We start from the raw sequence: 21,125 nt of genomic DNA, 5'->3' as shown, positions 1-21,125 counted from the left end.
TCGTTCGATTTCAGATATAATTTAAAAGAAAAGTTATATTACTTATCAGATATAATGACCTACAAATTAAATTTATTGGTGGCGAATTTAGATGTTCAAGGCAACTATTGATGCAGATATTTTGAAAACTGCAATTGAAACTCTTTCGGTTCTTGTTGATGAGGCAAGGTTCAGGATCTCTCCTGAAGGAATAGCTGTCCGGGCTGTAGATCCTGCAAATGTAGCTATGGTCAGTTTTGAACTTAGTTCTGATGCATTTGATGAGTTTACTGCTGATGACTCTGAGATTGGCATGGACCTTTCAAAGATCAATGATATTTTCAGTGTAGCAGGCAAGGACGAGAAAGTTATCATGGAACTTGACGAAATGTCCCAGAAAATGTCATTACATCTTGGAGGCCTTTCTTATACTCTTGCATTGCTTGATCCTTCTACGATCAGGGCGGAACCAAGGATACCGCAGCTTGAACTTCCGGCGGAGGTCATCCTCAACGGGAAAGATCTGCAGAGGGCAGTTAAGGCTGCTGAGAAGATAAGTGACCACATGCTGCTTGGTATCGATGGTGATGTGTTCTATATGGAAGCAGAAGGGGACACTGATCGTGTTCGCCTTGACATGACAAGAGACAAGCTTATTGACATGAGGCCTGGTGAAGCACGGTCCCTGTTCTCCTTGGATTATCTTTCAGATATTGTAAAACCGGCATCTCGCTCAAATGAGGTCACTGTGGAGATTGGAAAAGATTTCCCGGTGAAGATTGGTTTCTCCATTGCAAATGGTGCAGGCAAGGTACGTTATCTTCTGGCTCCGAGGATCGAATCTGACTGATATATGGATGAAAAGGATTTTGCATTATATCCTTATATTTCCGGGGCTTCTTCCTATGTGAAGGGCCTTGGGATTTCTCTTGATCGCCTGGTTACGTCCAGAGCCATGGAATCATCACGTATTCGTGGTAAAGAGCGTGTTTTACAGGCAATTTCAGGTGAAATAGTAAAACCCTCTCTCTCAATTTCGGATGAACAGAAGATCCTGCTGGAATTACTTTCCTATCCATTTTCAAGGATACTTATTTCCTGTATCGACGATCCTTTTCTGACAAGGCGATATTGTCTTGCAGAAGCAGTTGCTTCATACAAACTTTTAAAGATGCATGACCTTGATTTTCTCAGGGAATTAGCTTTTGATTTTGGCGTTTCTGCTGATGAAACTGAACACGGTTTCAAAATACATTTCACATCCTATATCCGAATGGCAAGCTCCATGAAGGCTATTGAGTGGAAACTTGTCAATCGTAAACTTGATCATGGTAATGTAAATGTTTCTAAAGAGGAGTTTGCCCGTCTTTTGCAGGAACTTATTAAAGAGCGTGTTGAGCATAATTTACCAATGCCAGTTCCTGAAGGGCTAACCCCGGCATGTGAGCCATATCTCACGGAGGTCAGGACGGCTCTTGAAGAGCGAAAAAGCACGTTTGGTGAATCTGAATTTGAGTCTGTTGAGACTGACCTTTTTCCTCCATGCATAACACATGCAATAGCTAATACACAGGCAGGTGTTAATCTCGCACATTCTATGCGATTTGCAATGACTGCCTTCCTGCTTACCATTGGCATGAATGTTGATGATATCATGAACTTGTTTACCACATCTCCTGATTTTGATGTGGAAAAAGCCAGGTACCAAGTAGAGCACATTGCAGGCTCTTCAGGCACTCATTACAAGCCTCCATCGTGCGCGACAATGCAGACCTATGGTAATTGTTATGCACCTGATGAGATGTGCAAAAAGATCAGTCATCCTCTTAACTACTACAGCCGCAAGTTATGGTTCAGAAAAAGGGATTCACAAAAACCTGATGAAGCCGTTGTGGCTGAAAAAGCAATGGATGAATAATCCTATTATACAAAAAGATGATAGGGACATTCAGTCCCGGATTTTAGATTTATTCCTTCCTGCGCTGCATTACAAATGCAAGTCCGATGACTGCGATCATTGGAAGAGCTATAGTTGGGAATTCAGGGATTTCCTGGTCAGGGCATGGTGTGACGGTTGCTGTGAAAAATCCCATTACAGGTATTGTTCTGAAAGGCGTAATAACTGTGCCTATTGCAGGTTTGTTGGACTGTGTTGCGTAGTTTCCATTGCTTCCTACCAGGATCATGTTTCCTTCAAAGTAATTGCCGTCCATACATGTACCATTTGCAAAAAGCTCAATAGTATTTTCATCAAGGATTGTAACTATGCATGTGTCCAGCGCAACACCGGGATCACTATTGACGTCTTTGAATTCTTCAACTGTAATTACAGTTCCGGATTTGCACACTTTTGCATTTACATCTAAATGGAATGTAGAGGGGATTGGGGATGCCGTAGCAACTTGTAGAGCTGGTGAATAATCTCCAACTAAGTTCACACAATAACAGCCATCTTCAAGTCCTGTCTGCGCGCTTGCTGCTTGCGTCATTGAGAGCAGCAATACTGTAAGTATTAACAATATATTTATTTTTTTCATTGTACCACCAAATTAAATCTTTTAATATCTCATTATTTATGTATAATTATTTATTTTACAATATACATATTGTATATTTTTTAAATGTTAATTAGCCTATAAATCTAATCCTATTTATACTTTATTAAGTTCGCCTGCACTTCTATAAAGATTTCACTTTAGTCCGTACATGTGCAATAAGGCTCTCGTTGAAAATCTGACTCTTAGTTTACTTTGCCTATAATTTTAAAAAATAGGTATTCATTTAGGTTTAAGTTGCTATCTAAAGCACAAAACGACACTATATTTTAGCAAATAAACTCAATTATTATGCCTTTTGATGTTGTTATGAAATGCAACTAAACACATTTATGACGTGGTACGGCTTTATGTATATAATGTATCTGTAAATAAAAAGTCTTATCGTTTCTTGTACTCTCTGCATTTCTCCACAAAGCTCTTCACAGGGAACGAAGCCGGATGCGCGTGGGTATAGCTTGCGAGGGAATTATGTTCTGTGAGGCCATCCTTACCATCGATTATTCCCTTTCCTCTTTTCATTTCATAGACAAGCTTTGCATCATTGTCACAGTATGTCACAGAATAATGGAACTCATGTCCCCGTATTGTCCCTTTGATGAAATCCCCGCTGGCCTGCCCTTCTGTATATCCGAGGGCCTGCAGTTTCTTTGTAAGGACTGTCTGTGCAGGGAGGACGTCTGCCATCTTGTAAACAGTTCCTTCAATGTCGTATGATGTTGAAAGGTATTGCAATCCCCCACATTCTCCATAGATGGGTATTCCATCGGCAGACAATTCTTTCAGGGATCTTGTTGTCCTTGACCTCTCAAGTTCGGAAATGTATAGCTCAGGGTAGCCGCCGCCAAAGTACAGTCCATCTACTTCAGGAAGTTCTTCTTTTATTGGACTGAAGAACACAGGTTCTGCACCTGCATTCCTGAAAGCATCGAACATGTCCTGGTAATAAAAACAAAAAGCACTATCATATGCAATACCAATTCTTACATCTGCCTCACTGTCCTCTTCTGCAATGTTCTTATCAGCATCAGGGGCTGTTTGTGCAATTGAGATAATGGTATCAAGGTCGATATTCTCTTCGATGAAAGTGGCAAGTTTCTCAGTATCAAATTCCTGCTCATGTGCCATGTAAAGTCCGAGGTGACGCGAGGGCACGGTTACATCCTGGTTACGTGGCAGGGTTCCTACAATAGGGATGTCTGGTATCGAGTCAATGATCATCTTTGCATGCCTGGGACTACCTACCTTATTCAGTATCACTCCGGCAATCTTCACATCCTTGTCAAATTCAGAGAAGCCTTTAACAATAGCTGCGGCACTTCTTGACATCCCGTGGACATTCACGATAAGTATTACCGGGATTCCAAGTGTTTTTGCAACATGCGCAGAGCTTGCAACCTCAGTTGAATCCATGCCGTCAAAAAGCCCCATTACTCCTTCAACAATGTTGATGTCTGCGTTTTCAGAGTGTTTTGAATAAGTTCTTTTAACACCATCGACTTGCATCATGAACGTGTCCAGATTCCTCGAAGGCTTGCCGCAGATGGCTGTATGGTATGTGGGATCGATGTAATCAGGTCCGACCTTGAAGGGCTGGACTTCCATTTCCCGTCTTTTAAGAGCTGCCATAATACCCATGGAAACCGTTGTTTTTCCAACTCCGCTGTTGGTACCTGCAAGTAACACCGCTTTTGTCATGGAGTTAATTGTGTACAATTTCTATATATGTATTATTCCCTCGGAAGAGTATTCAAAATAGTTAAATAAATAACGTATATCTAGGTACTATGTCTTCCGCAGGAACAGGGGAAGTCCTCACAGACTCTTACGGGCGCACGGTAAGAAGTCTGAGGATGTCCATAACCGATCGTTGCAACATGAATTGCATCTACTGTCATAACGAAGGCCACATTGGTCACAGTCGTGAGATGCCAGTAGACACCATCGTTAATATTGTAGAGGCAGCTTCGCAGTTTGGGATAGATCGGTTAAAGCTCTCAGGAGGCGAACCACTTATCAGGAAAGACCTTGAAGATGCACTTACCCGTTTGCCGGACATGAGGGACCTTTCTCTTACAACCAACGCAGCCCTATTAAAAGGAAGGGCTTCTTCCCTGAAGGATGCAGGTCTTGACAGGGTAAACATAAGTCTGGATACTCTTGATCCTGATAAATATCGTATGATTACCAATTCTGCAACAGGCAGTTTTGAACGTGTACTTGATGGTATTCAGGAAGCTATTGATGCAGGCCTGACTCCTGTAAAACTGAACATGGTCCTTTTGAAGGATCTTAACGACAATGAGATTGGGGATATGCTGGACTTTACCCGTAGTTACGGGGGTAAAGTGATACTGCAGCTTATAGAGCTAATGGATTTCAGGGATATTCCTCAGTACAGGATAAATGCTAATGATGTTGAACAGTCTCTTTTATCAGTTTCATCAGATGTGCGGGTCCGTGAATTGCACAAGAGGAAAAAATATATCATCAATGGCGCTGAAGTCGAGTTTGTCAGGCCGGTGGACAATACGGAATTCTGTGCTAACTGCAACAGGTTAAGAGTCACCGCAGACGGCAAACTCAAACCGTGCCTGCTGGTAAGTGATAATATGGTCGATGTTTCAAATGCCAGTAAGGAGGAACTGCCGGATCTTTTCAGGCTGGCAGTAAGCAAGCGCGTGCCATTTTGCAGAAGTTGACAGGAGTTTTAAAAATGGAAGTTGAATTAATAGTAGATGGAAAAGAAATAGAGATAAATCACTTTGTTCAGGCTATACTTGGTAGCACGGTATTTGGTGCCGCCACAACTCTGCATGGTGTGGATAAGGATTGTAAAGAGATCCTGATTAAAGTGAAGCAATGATCAGGATTTTCCAGAATTCTTTTTTATTTGTTCTGACCTGCCTTACAGCAGGTGTTCTATCTCTGTAAAGTCGATTGGTGAGGTTGCGTCCAGGGATATCGGTGTGACTGAGACATTTCCGTTATGCATGATAGCATGTACATCGGTGCCTTCTTCTTCATCAATTATTAGTTCGCCTGCTATCCAGTAGTAAGGCCTTCCCCTTGGGTCACGTCGCTCTTCCACATCGGTTCTGAAAAATTTTCTGGCAAGGCGTGTTATTTCAATTTCAGGTTCATTATCCACATGGTGTGGGATATTTACATTAAGCAGGTCTACATTTTCAGGAAGTCCGTATTCAAGAACTTTCTTTGCCATCCTGTTGACAACTTTTATGGCCACATCATAGTCGTGCTTGAATTCTCTGTTGTCATCGAACTTGTATCCCTCTTCAATTACCTGAATGGAAGCGGCAATGGCTGGTACGCCATAACTTGCACCTTCCAGTGCAGCACCTATGGTTCCTGATGTGGTTATCGTGTCTGTGCTGATGTTCTCGCCGATGTTAAATCCTGAGATGATGAGGTCAGGCATCTGTTTCATAACTGCAAATATGCCAAGTATAACTGAATCTGTGGGTGTGCCTGCAACAGCATTGACCTCAATTCCATTAATTGTAGTTTGCGTTATTCTCAGTGGTTCAAAAATCGATATTGAGCGGCCGACGCCACTCTGTTGCGTCATAGGGGCGGAAACAGTTATATCTCCAAGGTCTGCAACACTCTTGTAAGCAGCATGTATGCCCGTAGAATAAACACCATCATCATTTGTGACTAATATCTTTTTCGACATGGTTACATCATTGTAAGCTCATGCTTTAAAATTAATGGGTAAAAAAGTGTGGTGGTGATATGTGTTCAAACGTTTGCATATATTCTGTCTTTTCTCTGGGATGAGTTGGTCTGAGTGTTAAATCCTTTCTGATCAGACATATCTGCAAGCGTTTTTACCTTTTCAAGGACTTCTATATGTTCACTCATATCATCGAGCTTGAATATCATTTCTATTATTGATTCGTTCTGCTCACTTGTGAGGCAATGGCTGTCCTTTACTATCTCCAGCAGTATGGAGGCATCATCTATTACCTGTGCCAGTATAGTCCTGTCCATATATTCCTTTGCAAGTTCGGAATCTTTGCCGGTAAGGGATTCATTGAACTCGTTAAGCTGCTCTTCAAATAGTCCAACATCATAATGCGCGCTTCTGAATATCTTCTTAACATAATCTTCCCGGTAAACTTGTTTGGAGTTTTTAAGAACTCTCAGAAGTTTCTTATAGTCCATTGTTTTTCACCCTTATGGTTGTATGTAGGTGCCTTTTCCCTCATTCCCGTGCATATGTCGCTTGCAAGGCCTTACTTTTGTGACTGGCAAAAAGTCTCCACTAATTAATATTTGTCTCACTTTCCATACTGTGCTTGAGAGTGTCGACAGGCATTACCTTATTCATAAGGTATGTCTGTGTGAACTGTCCGCCATTCACATCATATTCTCTTTCGACATCAATTCCATAATCTTCGTGCATTTCATCGATTATAGGATCGCAAAGGTATACTTGCAGGTTGCCGCCTGCATCCATGAATACTGACGGTCTGACACCTGTGTTATTATATTCTTCTACAAGCCCTCTGAATACTAATGACATATAACGCATTGATTCCATCGGTCATCACCAATAAGTCTTCTTCATGACCATGCACTTAAAGGTAATGTACTGGTAATTGAAATAATGTACAAGAAATGTGTGTTACATGGTCATGAAACCGGCATTTTACAACCCTTTCTTTTTAGTAAAACGATGCTGTAAGGAATTATACGCAATGTATATTTATATTATACTTCAATATATATACAGACGCGCTCATTTGAAGCCTTTACATGGCATGCTAGGATAAGAAACGTTTTTAATCATTGGGGCGATAGTTGGAAGAATAAATTATACTAAATTATACTAAATATATCTAAAATAATCATCCAGTTGGAATAGTTATGCTTGAAGATGAGTATCAGCTTGATTTTTTTTCTGAGAACGGATTTGTTCGTAAACAGTGCTCCAAATGTGGAAAGCATTTCTGGACCCGTGATCTTGAAAGAGCCACATGTGGGGACGCACCATGTGATCCGTACTCTTTTATTGGCAATCCTGTTTTTAAGAAAAAGTTCGACCTTGCAGAAATGAGGGAATATTATCTGAAATTCTTCGAGGAAAGGAGCCATACAAGGCTCGAAAGGTATCCTGTAGTTGCAAGATGGAGGGATGATATCTATCTGACCATTGCTTCAATTGCTGATTTCCAGCCATTTGTGACTTCAGGTCAGGTTCCGCCACCCGCAAATCCATTAACGATCTCTCAGCCCTGTATACGCCTGTCTGATCTTGATGCAGTTGGACGAAGTGGCCGTCATCTTACAACATTTGAAATGATGGCACACCACGCTTTTAATAAAAAGGGTGAGGAGATATACTGGAAAGATCACACCGTAGAATTGTGTGATGAGCTCCTTAATTCACTTGGCGTTGATCCTATGGCTGTAACGTACAAAGAGGAACCATGGGCAGGTGGAGGAAATGCAGGTCCATGTGTTGAAGTACTTATTGGTGGTCTTGAAGTTGGTACCCTTGTGTTCATGGATCTGCAGCAGTCAAAAGATGGGGACACTGTGATCAAAGGAGAGAACTACCGCAAGATGGACAATTATATAGTGGATACGGGTTACGGTCTTGAAAGATTTGTATGGGCATCAAAAGGCTCGCCTACGATCTATGATGCGGTGTTCCCGAACATAGTAAATGAGCTCATGGATCTTGCCGGTGTTGAACATAAACTTGACAATTCTGAATACGCTAACATCCTCTCCCAGAACGCCCGTCTGGCAGGTCTTATGGATGTGAGTGAGAAGGCCAATCTTTTCGAGCTCAGGAAACAGGTTGCTTCCAGTATTGGAACAACAGTCGAGAAATTATCTTCTATTATGGAGCCGGTGGAGAACATATACGCGATAACCGATCACACTCGCTGTCTTACATTCATGCTTGCAGACGGTATCATTCCTTCCAATGTCAAGGCTGGTTATCTGGCAAGGCTTGTGCTTCGCCGGACTATGAGGATGATGAAGGATATGGGAATATCTATTCCGTTATCTGACATCGTAAGGATGCATATACAGAACCTTCCGGAGTATCCGGAATTCCAGGAGAAGTTCGATGTCATAGAGGATATTCTCTATAATGAAGAGCAGAAGTTTACAGATACACTAGAACGTGGAAAACGTATGATCCAGAAGTCCGCCAAACACTACAAGGACGCCGGTGAAAAGATACCTCTTGCAACTCTCGTTGAGATGTATGACAGTCATGGAATTCCACCGGAGATCTCAAAAGAGGCAGCTTCAGAGATTGGTGTGGATGTAGATCTGCCTGATAACTTCTACTCCCTTGTTGCTGAAGGTCATAGCAAGGCGGAGGAAAAAGAAGTAAAGGTCTTCCCTTACGCAGACAGAGTTGCCCGTTTGCCCAAAACAAAGAAATTGTTCTATGACGAGCCTACAAGAATGAACTTTGAGGCAGTGGTCCTGGACATTTTTGATAATCACATTGTGCTTGACAGCACTCTATTCTATCCGGAAGGTGGCGGACAACCTGCAGATCATGGTACTATTACCGTAGAGGATGTTGTCATTCGCGTTATAAATGTAGAATCTGTTGATGGTGTGGTTGTGCACATCATAGAGGATATTGAGGATGAGCTTCATCTTAGAAAGGGTGACATGGTTCATGGTAAAGTGGATGAAGAGCGCCGTATGGCCCATGCATGCCACCACACCGCAACTCATATTGTCAATGATGCGGCACGTAAAGTCCTGGGTGCTCATGTCTGGCAGGCAGGTGCCCAGAAATTTGTAGACAAAGCTCGTCTTGACATATCTCATTACAAACGTATCTCTCAGGAAGAACTTAACCGCATAGAACTCATAGCCAATCGTACGGTGATGGAGAACCAGCGTGTTACGGCCGAATGGATGGACAGGGTAGAAGCTGAGAAGAAATATGGTTTTGGCCTTTATCAGGGGGGTGTTCCTCCTGGAAAGATCATTCGTGTCCTGAAAGTAGCTGATGATATAGAGGCCTGTGGAGGTACTCACTGTGTCAGCACCGGACTTGTAGGTCCTATCAAGATGCTGAAGACCGAGCGCATTCAGGATGGTGTGGAGCGTATAGAGTACGCTGCAGGTCTTGCGGCAGTCAAAGCAATGCAGGAGCTGGAATCCTATCTAAATCAGTCTGCTGATGCGTTGCGTGTAAGGCCGGAACATTTGCCGTCTACCATTGAACGTTTCTTTAATGAATGGAAGGAGTTCAAGAAAGAGAATCAGAGATTGAAAGAAGACATTGCGCATGTTCATGTCATTCAGATGGCAAACGAAGCAGTCAGTATAGGCGCTCTTCGTCTTGTGGCAACGTTCATTCCAAATGCCGATATTGATGAACTTGTGAAGATTGCCGGTGAACTGGCCACCAACAAAGATATGGTAGTCCTTCTGGCAAGCGATTCTGCGGGTGTTAAGATTGTAGGCGCCGCAGGAGATGATGCGTTGAATGCAGGAGCAGATGCTGGCAAGATTGTCCGAAAAATGTCGGAAATACTTGGTGGCGGCGGTGGTGGAAAGCCTGCCATGGCCCGTGGTGGCGGTATCGATGCAAGCAAGATATGTGAGGCCCTTGAAACAGGCCGCAACCTGCTTGAAGAACAAATAAGCAATTAATATGAGGAATAGGAATGATACCCGGTGAGGTAAGGGAGTTTTTCTCCTCCCAGTTTGGTAAATCTCTTCTCGTAAAAGGGAAACCAGGGACTGGAAAGACAACCTTTGTCTTTGGAGTACTGGATGAAGTATGTTCTGAAGGCAATTGCATCTATATCTCTCCACGTATCGATAAATCTTCAGAGTATGGGAAATATCCCTGGATAGAGGGTGATTTCACCAATAACGAGGATTTCCTCAGGATGCTTGCATCCCGCATAAAAGTGATATGGGATTCCAGTGAATCCAAGCCGGTCATAGTTGTGGATTCCATAGATTCACTTAGCATTGCCACAACAAGGTCAGCAGACTGGGAAAGCAACAAGTTTGAGCTGGAACGTTTGCTCTTCGACTTTTCCAGGAAGGTAAACGCCGATCTTATAATGATAACTGAGCAAACGGGTGTAACTTCTCTTGATTATCTTGTAGATGGTGTTGTTTTCCTTGATATTGCGGAGATATCGGAGCGTGACATCAGAAAGATCAACCTGCTAAAGATGCGTGGCGTGGAATTGTCCCAGTCAAGATACCCCTTCACTCTGGATGGTGGTAAGTTTAACAGCTTTGAACCATTCACAGTGTCATATCCTGAACAAACACAGGTTCCACAACCCTTTCACGACCCGATTGAAAGTAAGATATCAACCGGTATCCGCGATTTTGATTCAATACTGGGCGGTGGTTATCAGAAAGGAAGTTTCAATCTTTTCGAGATCACAAGTGGCGTTGGGGACTCTTTTTATAGTTTGCTTTTACCGACGTTCATCAATCACCTGAATATGGGCCGTGGACTTCTCAGCATGCCCACCGAAGGTACAAGTGTTGAAACTGAAAAACGTATGATATCCCCATTTACAGGTGAGAATCATTTCCATGGGCAGTTCGTTGGATTTGAGATACGTGACCTGAAAGGAAGAATACCTACATACATTGAACCTTTTTCAGGAAACATTTACAAAGATATGGATATATTCCATAAGGTCAAAAATGATGTGATGCGCCAGTATGGTTCACCAATTCTTGATTACATTGGCCTTGACAGCATGGAATATAATTATGGGTGGGAGAATATCGGTTCCATAATTGGTCAGATAGCATCCATAACAAAGACAACTGAGAACGTAGTTCTTGCTGTTACAAAATATGGGCAGAGAATTACCGAAACAGTTGCGCATATGGCCACAACCCACTGGAAGTTTGAAAACGTTGATAAGACTCTTGTTATGTATGGTGTCGTACCCAAAACCGGTATCTTTGCAGTTAAGATGGAATTCATCTCCGGTTATCCTCAGATTAGCCTGATACCAATGAAATGACCTGAATTTCATGCCGCAAGTACATTTTCTGCCCAAACATTAATAAGAAAATAAAACTAATAATATTTACTAAACAAAATTAAAAGGTACTTGTCAATGAACGTTCAAACGCAGGAAATCCTTTCAACCCTCATGAAAGATCTGTCCAACAAAAATGCATTGTTCCTTGCTCCTGTTGACAGTTTCATCGAGCGGCTGGTCTATTTTTATGTATCGAACATATTAAAGGAAGATCTGAACAGGACGGTAGTGTGGTTATGCCTCAGTGCTTCCCGGGATAAGGTACTTACCCGTTTTGAGGAATTTGGCTTTGGTGTTGATACTGAAAGGATGTTTTTCATTGATATCGATGCATCCGGGAAACAGCATTATCCTGATACTTTTTATTGTAGTTCAGTTGCCGACTATACTAAAATGGCTTCACACATATCAAATATATTACAGGACAATACCTGTTCCTTGCTTATCATAGATAATATGAATGTTCTGGCAAGTGACACAATGCAGGTAGTAGAGAATTTCATCAAGTTCATCGAAAAAAAAGTAGTTGAATATGATGGAAGTATCCTTTCGATGCTTTCAAAGAATATCCTTCCATCTGAAACAGAAGTTCTTATAACTTCTTTCTTTGATGTGGTCATTGAGATTACCAATGTAGGGGAAATACACACGGGGATAGGCCTGAAAGATTTTGATTTCAGATACTCTGTTGAGAATGGTTCAATTGAATTTGAGCCGATGCAGAAAAAGATTAAAAGGGACAGGTTGAAAATTCTGATAGTTGATGATGAGCCGGATATTCCAGAATTATTAAAACTGTCTCTTATAAGTGAACCTTATGATTTCATAGTGGCTCACAATGGGGAAGAAGCAATAGAGCTAACCCTTAAAGAACTTCCAGACCTCATTCTTCTTGATATCATGATGCCTGATATGGATGGTTATGAAGTTGTAGAAAATCTTAAAATGAGCAAGGCTGCAAGTGATATCCCTGTTATTATGATCTCTGCCAAGACTGCAATTGAGGATAAAGTCAAGGGGATGGAACTGGGTATTGATGATTATATTTCCAAACCATTTGATAAGCGTGAAGTCAAAGCAAGGATCAAGATGGTCATGAGGCGTTTGGGCTGGGTTGAAGAGGAATAATTATATAATTATAATATATATTAGTATTATAACAAGATTGCATTATATACTATCAATATAACTATGAATTATCCTTTTCAGGAGCTGTAAAAAATTATGAGTCCCAAAGTTATGGTCGTGGATGATGAGCCAGATACTATCGACCTCGTGAAATTGATCCTGGAATCCGAAAATATAGAAGTTATCGGGGTAAAAAGTGGTTTTGAGTGCCTTGAGTCTATCGATAAAGAAAGACCGGATGCTATTTTGCTAGACATCATGATGCCTGATATGAACGGATGGGAAACTTTTCATAAAATAAAAGAAAAAGAGCCATGTCTGCCTGTGGCTATGCTTACTGTGAAGAGTCAGGAATTTGATAAGATGCTTGGTCTGCATGTGTTAAAAGCAGATGACTACATAACCAAACCTTTTAGCAGGAAAGAACTCATAAAAAGAACAAAGGAACTGCTGGAAATGGAATTTCACTGATCTAGCACTTCGCACACGATTGCGTCATTTTCTTTTAGAAACAGATGCGCTTTTCTTTCTCCGTTCAGTTCTTTTTCCAGAGTATTACGTGCTTCCCAGTACTTCTCAGGTTCTATTGATGCCCTGATGATTACATTCCCAAAAGAATTCTGTTTCAGGTATGAGTTAATCTTTATAATATCAAAATTCATAACCTGTACTACTTTGTAGCTATTCTTGAACAATTTGCATTCAAGAAGATGATTGGAAGTAACCAACACTCTTTTTTCATCAATTTCAAATATGCTGACATCATGTTCTTTGAAAGATGATGTTAATTGTTCCAGAAGTCCTGCTTTTGTGACACATTCTTCTGGTTCATAGGCATAAACATCGGGTTTACGTGACCTGTGAACATTTCGATTTCTATGATTTTTTCTTATGATATTGCTACCAGGCAGTGCAATTGCAGAAACATCTGCTTTTTTAAGGTCGCCAAAATAGAGATTCAAGCGGTTTAGCTTGCCTTCGAGGGACATATACTCCTTTTCACAATCAAATGGTATTTTTTCCGGTGATATCTGGGGTGGCGCTTCGAATGCGAAGTTTAATGTTTTATCTGCATAAGCCTTCATTACTTCTGGTATAGATGGACTGAGGTTATTAATGGTCCTCTCTTTTTCTGCAGGAGGTCTTGCAGGATCAGAAAATACTACATTAAGTTCTGGTAATTTTGCTATTACATCGGATGAAAGTGCATCCCCGGTGATGAACTCTATGTTGCTGACCCCCATTATCTTCGCATTCTTTTTTGCGTAGGCTATTTTTTTTGGGTCGATCTCGATTGCATAAACAAACTCACACCATTTTGCAAAATATATTGCCTGGCCACCGATGCCACAACTGATGTCAGCTATCACTTTGCATTGAAGTCTCTTTGCCCTGTACTCAGCAACAGGTTCAGGAGTTGCGAATCTGATTCCATCCTTGTCGGATATCATCTCGGTTTTGAATATTTTCTTGCGTGCCAAATGGATCAATTATGTTAAGTCCGATAAATGATTTAAACTCATCTGGTTCATGTTTTCATTCCTCTACTATCATCATATAGTTTTATTCAAAATTTATATATATTATAGCGAGTATATTGAATCTCATATAGATATTTCTCATAATATTAATTATTACCAGTGTGATCATGGCCGGATTTAGCGATAAAATAAAAAAGATGACTTCAGTTCTCTCCAAGAAAGATTCGAAAAAAGGAACTGATTCTCCCTTTGGCTCAGATGCTCCTTCTTTTCTACAGGGTACTCCAGACCTTGGTTCAATTCCGGACCTGTCTGCAGGTTTACCTCCCTCGATTCCTGGTGTTCCTCCTGGTTTTCAAAAAGCACCCGGCGGCTCGTCCATGTTCCCTCCTGGCATGGCTTCACCCGGTATGCCTCCAGGCAGTATTCCTTTGCAGGCTACTCAACAATCATCTGCAAGCAATGAGATGGTAGAAGAAAATAGAAAAAAAATAAAAGACGTTGAGACTAAGCTTTCAAAAGCAGATGTAACTTTAAATCTGGTCCAGAGGGAAAATGAAGAGATCAGGAAGACCGTCGACAAGATCGACCAGAGTGTTCTGGAATTACTATCTTTGTATGAGATAGTATCCAATCAGGTCAATCCTTTTGTAGGGGATGATGTTGCTACCAGGGCCACAATTGAGAGATTTGAGAAAACGGACAAGAGGATTACTGAATTAGGTGACATGCTGGTCCTCATAAAAAATGATTTTGATTCAACTGCCCAGAAATTAAGCATGCCTCATGGCATCTCTTCTGAGGTAGACTCAAGAATGCAGAATCTTGAGTCCAAAATGGACGCATTTGCAGATGCAATGATAATAATGCATGAAAGTATCGAGCAGTTGTCATCCCGAACGGAAGAAGTGTTTTCCAGAACCGGTGTCCTTGACCAGAATATCATTGACCTTGCTGAAACAACTGCTAATATTTCTTCCCGCCTTGATACAGTTGAAAAAAGACCTGTTTCTGCTACTAGTCTTTCTGTTGTTTCTGGTGATGAGGAAAGTGAAGGGACAAAAAGCAGTGATGCAGGAAAACCTCTAAAAAAGGCTTCAATTTCTCTGATAAGGCTGGAATGCATAAAGGCAGATCCGACAAGTGTAGTTGTTCTGCTCAACTGGATAGAGTTTCTCATGGAGCGTGTCGGAAGGAACAATCTTATGGATGCTCTGGATTACTATGTAGATATCGGGTGGATAAGTGAGGATGTTATGTCCGAGATCATGGCCTATGCCCGTGGAATCGATTATTATGTGGAAAAACCAACATGGCGCCTCCTCCCAGAAGATCACACAAAATCCCTTCTTTTCATTGAAAGGCTATCAGGACGTAAGATCGACAGGAACATGCTCAGTTCCATAGACAGGGAGATGGCAAAAGTCAAGCACGGACTGGAGGAACTCTATGGGATTTGAGGTGTCAGTCGTAGCTATCATTTTCTTCATTTCCGCAGTGCTTATGGGGACTTTTTCTTATACAACGCTGAGTTCTTCCAGCGAAATAGTTGGGGATGCATCGGCAGAGCAGTATCAAATGCAACACATCAGGCTTCAGACAGATATAAAAATTGAGGATACTATACCTGATAGTTTTACAGGCAATTACAATTTGACCGTAGTTCTTTCTAACACAGGCAGTGAGACACTTGGTTTTGATGAATTGAACGTGCTTGTGGACGGAAATCTGCAATCTTACACTTATACTGATGTTGCAGCCACATGGACTCCTGCAGAGACGAGGAACTTGACAGTAACTGGTCTCTCCGGTCTTGGGATACATCGTGTTAAGGTTGTAACAGAAAATGGTGTTTCAGCTTATGCTTCATATCTTGTTTGACTGAATGGCAAGCATATCTATATACTATCAGTATTATATTATTATTTTAATTATATTCTCATTTAGACTGGCAGAAAAACATGATGAGTATGCTTACAACAGACCGAAATAATCTATTGAAAAATACCGACGCTGACACAGCAGTCACACATATGATATTTTTCATAGCTGCAATAATACTGGCTATTAGCGCAGTTGCCATTATATCCGCAGATGTCCAGTCGATGATCGCTTCATCTGGTACAAGTAGTAAGTTGCTTTCAGAACAGATGCGGACTGATATTACTATTGTAAATGATCCCAAGGTCATTCCTTTCGATAATGTCAGTAAAAAATACACTTTCTATGCGAAGAACACCGGCAAAACAGAAATGGTGCCTGAATATGTGACTGTTCTTGTTGATGGTATCTTAATAGGGCCTACAGATATTGATGTTGATCTGGCGGATGGTGATGTTGTATGGAGGCCAGGTGATATTCTTATTCTGAGTATCACTACTGTCCCATCACCTCTGGATTCTGGCGATCACAGGATACTTGTCGCAGCCGAAAATGGTAAATCCGGTGCTATGAGCTTTAAAACGTAATTCAGAGGTAAAAAATGGCAAAGATCAATGCATTTGAGATCCCGAGGGATGATCTTAACGCGAAATTAGGAGGAGGCTTCCCAGCCGGTTCACTTGTCGTAATTGAAGGTGGTAGCGGTGGAGGAAAAAGCTCCATAACTCAGCGTCTCTCATTCGGATTGAATGAGAATAACGTAAGTGTTACTTTCATATCAACTCAGCTGACGACAAAAGGTTTTATCAATCAAATGTATTCCATGGATTATCCAATAGCACCTTTCCTTTTAAATGGTCTATTGTTGTATATTCCGGTAATTCCGCTTGTGCAGGCTGCAAAGTCACGTTTTGATTTCATTGAACGATTAATGGCAGCTGAAGAACTTTTCGAGAAGAATGTGATTATTATCGACACACTCTCCTCCCTTATCAAATACAGTGTCAACGCAGAGAAAAGTCTGGATCTGATCTCTTTTTTCAAGAAACTAAATGGCATGGGCAAAGTGATCATATTGACAATAGAACCTAATCAGTTGGGTGAGGACATTGCATCCATGTTCCGTTCTTCGTGTGACGTGTATATCACCCTTAAATCCAAACCTCTGGGAAGTGAGGTTAAGAGGACCATTGTCGTGAACAAGTTTACAGGAGCCAAAGGTCCTGTGGGGCAAATGATAGGTTTCAGGATAGAACCAAAAGTCGGTCTTGTTGTCGAGATCGCTTCAGTATCATAAAATCAGAAGAGTGGTTAGATGGATCCGGAATTTCAAAAAGCCATACAAAGAAATCCTCATCTGGGGGAATATGTGAAGAGATTCATGCAAAAAACCGGAGCTGATGAGCCTACTTTTATGGTTAGTCTTTCAAAAGACATTGATAAGGAAAATGTCAATATCATTCTGCCTGTGGGGGACCCTGTATTCATTCATCTTTATGGAAATCCTGAAATTGGAGAGATCAAGTATTATGGAATAGAACCTGAACTCAACAACACAGAAAGAAAGAAATACGATGCAGTTCTGGCCATAATTCTTGAAAGATCATCCAGGGAACCTGTTCCGGGTTCTGAAGCAGAGCTTAAGGATCTCATAACTAAATTGTTCAATGAAGCAATTGATATTGGTTCAGGTGGCAACGTAGAAGATGATAAGAGTAAGTTCAATTTCCTCCAAAAACTGATGCCTGTGCAGAAGAAAGTCCCAATGACTCAGGGTGAGTACAACAAAATTCTTTATCACCTGGAAAGAGACATTATTGGTTCCGGGCCAATCGAACCTATCATACGGGACCCTTATCTTGAAGATATCCACAGTATTGGTGTTGATAATATTTTCATCGTTCACAAAATATTTGACATGGTGAAGACTGACCTCACATTTGGAGATGAACAGGGACTGGATAACTGGCTGAGAAGCATGAGTGAGCGTATAGGTCGCCCTGTCAGTGATGCCCGACCTATTGCCGATGGTGCCCTTCCTGATGGTTCCCGTATTAATATTATTTATAGTCTGGATGTCAGTAAGCGTGGAAGCAGTTTTACCATGCGTAAGTTCAGTGAAGTGCCTGTAAGCATCACCCAGCTCATTGGATGGGGTGCACTCAGTGCAGAAATGGCTGCTTATATGTGGATGTGTCTTGAGAATGGTATGAGTATATTCTTCAGTGGTGAAACTGCAAGCGGAAAAACGACAATGCTTAATGCATGTCTTGCTTTTGTAAATCCAAAGGCTAAGGTATTCTCTGCAGAAGATACGGCTGAAGTCCAGCCGCCTCAGCCTGTATGGCAACAGTTGATCACCCGTGAAGAGGGTCCTATCGACTCAAGGGTAGATACCTTCGCCCTGCTTAAGGCCGCTCTTCGTTCAAGACCTAATTATATCATAGTGGGTGAAATCCGAGGTGCAGAAGGTAATGTAGCTTTCCAGGGTATGCAGACAGGGCACCCTGTACTTGCAACTTTCCACGCATCTGCAGTTTCAAAGATGATACAACGTCTCACAGCGGACCCTATCAATGTACCTGTTACGTTCATTGATAACCTTAACATTGCAATGATCCTGTCAGCTGTCTATCGTAAAGGCAAGTTCCTCAGGCGTGCCCTTGCGATTGAAGAAATAGAAGGTTATTATGAGGAGATAGGCGGTGTTGCCACACGGGCTGTTTTCCAGTGGGAGCCTGATACTGACAGGCATAAATTCCGTGGTTTGAACAACAGTTACATCCTTGAGGACAAAATAGCTACAAAACTCGGTTATGAGGACAAGAGGCTGATATATCAGGATCTTTTCCTCAGGGCAAAGATACTGGAAGAAATGAAATCAAGAGGAATTGAAGATTACTATGATGTTCTTGAGATAATAGTCAATTTCTATAAACACGGCGTAGACGGCCTTCCATTCTCTATTTAGGTGAGTTTTATGAGTTATGAAAAGGCATTTAAGAACCTTGGCATGGAACCCATGTCCTATGCAAAAAAATTTGCCTTACCTATAATAGCATTCGGTTTTATTTTCTCCATAATTCTGTTAACTGTTTTCCCTACTCTTTTCACAGGTACTACCAAGTACATTCCGATATTGATACCCGTGGTATGTATTATTTTTGCTTTATCTTATCCGTTGTCCATTCTCGATGCCAAAGCTTCCCGTATAGATAATAATATGCATTACTACATTACCCAGATGGGTTCAATTGCCACAGCAGAAACCCCAAGGATAGATATAGTCCGCATTGTTTCGGAAAATGAGGATTACCAGGAACTTGCAGAGGAAACAAGAAAAATATATGATCTTGTAACCGTATGGCACCTCAGTCTTGCAGATGCATGTCGGTTCATTTCCAAGAGGACCCCTTCCATCATATTTGAGGACTTTCTTGATAGATTTGCACACGCACTTCAGTCCGGGGAAGATGTGAAAACATTTCTTTTTGCCGAGCAGAATGTGGTAATGAATGAGTATGAATCGATGTATTTTGGTGCCCTGTATGTCGTTGAAATAATTAAAGAATTATTCGTATCTCTTGTGATGTCCCTGATATTCATGGCATCATTTGCTGTAATCATGCCGGTAATTACGGGTATGAATGCAGAACTCCTGATGGGGGTTGTTGTAGTAATTTTCCTTGTAACAGATCTTGTTATGGTGATGTTCACAAAAAGCAAGATACCAAAGGACCCTGCATGGAGTCGTTCAAGCAACGTTACGGAGAACAAGTTAAAATTGTATCGTTCAATACCAATTTCAATTGCTGGCTGTATTATTGTGTTTATTGCAGTATTTCTTTATGGAAAAATAGAAATTCCTATTGCTGTGGCTATGGTTTCAACTCCTCTTGTATACACTGGTTATGTCTCAAAAAAGATTGAGAAGAGCATCAGGAGGAAAGATGAGAATTTCCCTGCATTTATACGCTCTCTTGGAAGTTCTGCCGGTGCAAGGGGCGGTGTTATCGATGACGCCCTGAAAGCTCTGAGGGCACATGATTTTGGTCCTCTTACAAAAGATGTGAACAATCTCTATAAAATGCTTGTGACCAGGATTGACAAATTCGGTTCATGGGACTATTTTTCAGCTAACACAGGAAGTAATCTCATACAGCGTTTTTCTGTAATGTTCGTGCAGGCAACCAATCTTGGTGGCCAGCCTGAGGTCATTGGCGATATAATCGCAACTAATTTCCACAGGATAGTAACTCTTAGGAAAAAAAGGTCTCAGTCTGCAGCAAGTCTTGTTGGTGTCCTGTACGGCCTGACTGGTGGTATCGGATTTACAATGTATATCTCACTTGGTGTAGTCGGACTTATGCAGGACATGTTTGCAGCTGTGGAAATGCCTCCAGGAATGTCCATGGGGATGGTATTGTACACAAATATAGGCAGTATCGACAGGCTTTCTAACATGGTTCTGCTGATCATGATAGGTCATTCCCTGTTGTCTGCTCTTCTTATCAGGATCGTGGATGGTGGACATATGTTGAGTGCTACTATCGACTTTGTAATCATGGTATGGATATCCGGAGCAAGTGCAGTTGTTACCATGGCAGCTGTATCTTCATTGTTGGGTATGACTTGAATTAAAAGAAATTTCAAAGACTTTAAACTGATGAAAAGCCTGTCAGGTTTTTCACTCAATTGAGGCTTAACCATTAATCCCATTAACCCTTTAAATGGCCCATTAACTCTTACAACTGCTTTTTTTCGCTAAAATTTCCTTTTATGCCCTCAAATCCTCAACTTTCTAAAAGCGCTTGGAGCACGTATCAGGTCAAGTCTTTCAACCTTAAATGCTGCCAGTGCCGTAAGTAGTGCAGTTATGTTGCTTATTGAAACAAACAACTTAGCCCACTCATTACCTCTTGTTAGTGTTTTTGATCGATTGTATCCAACGACCTCGTTAGAATTTTTCCTTTCAACACAAGTCCTCAGGTCATATATCTTTTGAAGTATCCGATGATATATCCTGGGGATATAAATCGCTCTGAAATGGTTACCCC

At 41.3% G+C, this 21,125-nt stretch carries 20 protein-coding genes and 1 pseudogene; 14 read left to right on the top strand and 7 right to left on the bottom strand.

The window, feature by feature from the left end; all coding sequences use genetic code 11:
- The first annotated feature begins 91 nt into the window (after positions 1–91).
- Both BB781_RS08450 and priL read left to right on the top strand, forming a co-directional pair.
- The gene (locus tag BB781_RS08450) at positions 92–829 is read left to right on the top strand and encodes a DNA polymerase sliding clamp (protein WP_094228063.1); all 738 of its coding nucleotides are present in this window, start codon (positions 92–94) and stop codon (positions 827–829) included.
- Between the two features lie 3 nt (positions 830–832).
- Positions 833–1,897: a DNA primase regulatory subunit PriL gene (gene priL, locus BB781_RS08445; RefSeq protein ID WP_094228062.1), complete on the top strand. Its 1,065-nt coding sequence runs from the start codon at positions 833–835 to the stop codon at positions 1,895–1,897.
- Positions 1,898–1,946: 49 nt separating this feature from the next.
- Here the strand turns inward: priL and BB781_RS16120 are convergent, their stop codons facing one another.
- Complete coding sequence (locus BB781_RS16120) at positions 1,947–2,516, bottom strand: PEF-CTERM sorting domain-containing protein (RefSeq protein ID WP_094228061.1); 570 nt, start codon at positions 2,514–2,516, stop codon at positions 1,947–1,949.
- Between the two features lie 399 nt (positions 2,517–2,915).
- Complete coding sequence (locus tag BB781_RS08435) at positions 2,916–4,232, bottom strand: cobyrinate a,c-diamide synthase (protein WP_094228060.1); 1,317 nt, start codon at positions 4,230–4,232, stop codon at positions 2,916–2,918.
- 89 nt (positions 4,233–4,321) lie between these two features.
- Between BB781_RS08435 and moaA the strand changes: the two genes are divergently transcribed.
- The gene (gene moaA / locus BB781_RS08430; RefSeq protein WP_094228059.1) at positions 4,322–5,236 is read left to right on the top strand and encodes a GTP 3',8-cyclase MoaA; all 915 of its coding nucleotides are present in this window, start codon (positions 4,322–4,324) and stop codon (positions 5,234–5,236) included.
- 14 nt (positions 5,237–5,250) lie between these two features.
- On the top strand, positions 5,251–5,400 hold the full coding sequence (locus BB781_RS15710; protein WP_164997827.1) for a hypothetical protein: 150 nt from the start codon (positions 5,251–5,253) through the stop codon (positions 5,398–5,400).
- Positions 5,401–5,442: 42 nt separating this feature from the next.
- Here BB781_RS15710 and surE read toward each other — a convergent pair whose 3' ends face one another.
- From surE to BB781_RS08415, 3 genes are all read right to left on the bottom strand, one after another.
- On the bottom strand, positions 5,443–6,231 hold the full coding sequence (gene surE / locus BB781_RS08425; RefSeq protein WP_094228058.1) for a 5'/3'-nucleotidase SurE: 789 nt from the start codon (positions 6,229–6,231) through the stop codon (positions 5,443–5,445).
- A 65-nt stretch (positions 6,232–6,296) separates the two neighbouring features.
- Complete coding sequence (locus BB781_RS08420; RefSeq protein ID WP_207205262.1) at positions 6,297–6,722, bottom strand: hypothetical protein; 426 nt, start codon at positions 6,720–6,722, stop codon at positions 6,297–6,299.
- A gap of 100 nt (positions 6,723–6,822) precedes the next feature.
- Complete coding sequence (locus BB781_RS08415; RefSeq protein ID WP_207205261.1) at positions 6,823–7,101, bottom strand: hypothetical protein; 279 nt, start codon at positions 7,099–7,101, stop codon at positions 6,823–6,825.
- A gap of 326 nt (positions 7,102–7,427) precedes the next feature.
- Between BB781_RS08415 and alaS the strand changes: the two genes are divergently transcribed.
- The 4 genes from alaS (at position 7,428) to BB781_RS08395 (ending at position 13,177) form a co-directional block, all read left to right on the top strand.
- Positions 7,428–10,202 (top strand): alanine--tRNA ligase, encoded by a 2,775-nt coding sequence (gene alaS, locus BB781_RS08410; protein ID WP_094228057.1) that lies wholly within the window; start codon positions 7,428–7,430, stop codon positions 10,200–10,202.
- A 14-nt stretch (positions 10,203–10,216) separates the two neighbouring features.
- On the top strand, positions 10,217–11,557 hold the full coding sequence (gvpD, locus tag BB781_RS08405; RefSeq protein WP_094228056.1) for a gas vesicle protein GvpD P-loop domain-containing protein: 1,341 nt from the start codon (positions 10,217–10,219) through the stop codon (positions 11,555–11,557).
- A 96-nt stretch (positions 11,558–11,653) separates the two neighbouring features.
- Entirely contained in the window at positions 11,654–12,706 is a 1,053-nt protein-coding gene (locus BB781_RS08400; protein ID WP_094228055.1) for a response regulator transcription factor, read from the top strand.
- A 96-nt stretch (positions 12,707–12,802) separates the two neighbouring features.
- Positions 12,803–13,177 carry a response regulator transcription factor gene (locus BB781_RS08395; protein WP_094228054.1) on the top strand — a complete coding sequence of 125 codons (375 nt, stop codon included), beginning with the start codon at positions 12,803–12,805 and terminating at the stop codon, positions 13,175–13,177.
- Here the strand turns inward: BB781_RS08395 and BB781_RS08390 are convergent.
- Positions 13,171–14,187 (bottom strand): methyltransferase domain-containing protein, encoded by a 1,017-nt coding sequence (locus tag BB781_RS08390; protein ID WP_242492588.1) that lies wholly within the window; start codon positions 14,185–14,187, stop codon positions 13,171–13,173. The two genes, BB781_RS08395 and BB781_RS08390, sit on opposite strands and share 7 nt — an antisense overlap.
- 167 nt (positions 14,188–14,354) lie before the next feature.
- On the opposite strand from BB781_RS08390, the gene BB781_RS08385 reads away from it, so the two are divergent.
- From BB781_RS08385 to flaJ, 6 genes are all read left to right on the top strand, one after another.
- Positions 14,355–15,647 carry a FlaD/FlaE family flagellar protein gene (locus tag BB781_RS08385; protein WP_094228053.1) on the top strand — a complete coding sequence of 431 codons (1,293 nt, stop codon included), beginning with the start codon at positions 14,355–14,357 and terminating at the stop codon, positions 15,645–15,647.
- Positions 15,637–16,068 (top strand): hypothetical protein, encoded by a 432-nt coding sequence (locus BB781_RS08380; RefSeq protein ID WP_094228052.1) that lies wholly within the window; start codon positions 15,637–15,639, stop codon positions 16,066–16,068. The genes BB781_RS08385 and BB781_RS08380 overlap by 11 nt, the downstream gene beginning before the upstream one ends.
- 80 nt (positions 16,069–16,148) lie before the next feature.
- Complete coding sequence (locus BB781_RS08375) at positions 16,149–16,655, top strand: flagellin (protein WP_094228051.1); 507 nt, start codon at positions 16,149–16,151, stop codon at positions 16,653–16,655.
- 14 nt (positions 16,656–16,669) lie between these two features.
- Positions 16,670–17,365: an ATPase domain-containing protein gene (locus BB781_RS08370; RefSeq protein ID WP_094228050.1), complete on the top strand. Its 696-nt coding sequence runs from the start codon at positions 16,670–16,672 to the stop codon at positions 17,363–17,365.
- An 18-nt stretch (positions 17,366–17,383) separates the two neighbouring features.
- Positions 17,384–19,039: a type II/IV secretion system ATPase subunit gene (locus BB781_RS08365; protein WP_094228049.1), complete on the top strand. Its 1,656-nt coding sequence runs from the start codon at positions 17,384–17,386 to the stop codon at positions 19,037–19,039.
- 9 nt (positions 19,040–19,048) lie between these two features.
- A complete protein-coding gene (gene flaJ, locus BB781_RS08360; protein ID WP_094228048.1) occupies positions 19,049–20,704 on the top strand; it encodes an archaellar assembly protein FlaJ in 1,656 nt (551 codons plus the stop codon).
- A gap of 149 nt (positions 20,705–20,853) precedes the next feature.
- On the opposite strand, the pseudogene BB781_RS08355 reads toward flaJ, so the two are convergent.
- Positions 20,854–21,125, bottom strand: a pseudogene (locus tag BB781_RS08355) (transposase); the annotation flags it as partial.

Origin of the sequence: Methanolobus psychrotolerans (assembly GCF_002243045.1) — an archaeon.
Taxonomy (GTDB): domain Archaea; phylum Halobacteriota; class Methanosarcinia; order Methanosarcinales; family Methanosarcinaceae; genus Methanolobus; species Methanolobus psychrotolerans.
This window is presented reverse-complemented; position numbering and strand designations above follow the sequence as displayed.

What these genes read in the sequence shown, in the direction of transcription:
- BB781_RS08450 (WP_094228063.1), top strand. Translation starts at nt 92, where the DNA reads ATGTTCAAGGCAACTATTGATGCAGATATTTTGAAAACTGCAATTGAA.
- priL (WP_094228062.1), top strand. Translation starts at nt 833, where the DNA reads ATGGATGAAAAGGATTTTGCATTATATCCTTATATTTCCGGGGCTTCT.
- BB781_RS16120 (WP_094228061.1), bottom strand. Translation starts at nt 2,516, where the DNA reads ATGAAAAAAATAAATATATTGTTAATACTTACAGTATTGCTGCTCTCA.
- BB781_RS08435 (WP_094228060.1), bottom strand. Translation starts at nt 4,232, where the DNA reads ATGACAAAAGCGGTGTTACTTGCAGGTACCAACAGCGGAGTTGGAAAA.
- moaA (WP_094228059.1), top strand. Translation starts at nt 4,322, where the DNA reads ATGTCTTCCGCAGGAACAGGGGAAGTCCTCACAGACTCTTACGGGCGC.
- BB781_RS15710 (WP_164997827.1), top strand. Translation starts at nt 5,251, where the DNA reads ATGGAAGTTGAATTAATAGTAGATGGAAAAGAAATAGAGATAAATCAC.
- surE (WP_094228058.1), bottom strand. Translation starts at nt 6,231, where the DNA reads ATGTCGAAAAAGATATTAGTCACAAATGATGATGGTGTTTATTCTACG.
- BB781_RS08420 (WP_207205262.1), bottom strand. Translation starts at nt 6,722, where the DNA reads ATGGACTATAAGAAACTTCTGAGAGTTCTTAAAAACTCCAAACAAGTT.
- BB781_RS08415 (WP_207205261.1), bottom strand. Translation starts at nt 7,101, where the DNA reads ATGGAATCAATGCGTTATATGTCATTAGTATTCAGAGGGCTTGTAGAA.
- alaS (WP_094228057.1), top strand. Translation starts at nt 7,428, where the DNA reads ATGCTTGAAGATGAGTATCAGCTTGATTTTTTTTCTGAGAACGGATTT.
- gvpD (WP_094228056.1), top strand. Translation starts at nt 10,217, where the DNA reads ATGATACCCGGTGAGGTAAGGGAGTTTTTCTCCTCCCAGTTTGGTAAA.
- BB781_RS08400 (WP_094228055.1), top strand. Translation starts at nt 11,654, where the DNA reads ATGAACGTTCAAACGCAGGAAATCCTTTCAACCCTCATGAAAGATCTG.
- BB781_RS08395 (WP_094228054.1), top strand. Translation starts at nt 12,803, where the DNA reads ATGAGTCCCAAAGTTATGGTCGTGGATGATGAGCCAGATACTATCGAC.
- BB781_RS08385 (WP_094228053.1), top strand. Translation starts at nt 14,355, where the DNA reads ATGGCCGGATTTAGCGATAAAATAAAAAAGATGACTTCAGTTCTCTCC.
- BB781_RS08380 (WP_094228052.1), top strand. Translation starts at nt 15,637, where the DNA reads ATGGGATTTGAGGTGTCAGTCGTAGCTATCATTTTCTTCATTTCCGCA.
- BB781_RS08375 (WP_094228051.1), top strand. Translation starts at nt 16,149, where the DNA reads ATGATGAGTATGCTTACAACAGACCGAAATAATCTATTGAAAAATACC.
- BB781_RS08370 (WP_094228050.1), top strand. Translation starts at nt 16,670, where the DNA reads ATGGCAAAGATCAATGCATTTGAGATCCCGAGGGATGATCTTAACGCG.
- BB781_RS08365 (WP_094228049.1), top strand. Translation starts at nt 17,384, where the DNA reads ATGGATCCGGAATTTCAAAAAGCCATACAAAGAAATCCTCATCTGGGG.
- flaJ (WP_094228048.1), top strand. Translation starts at nt 19,049, where the DNA reads ATGAGTTATGAAAAGGCATTTAAGAACCTTGGCATGGAACCCATGTCC.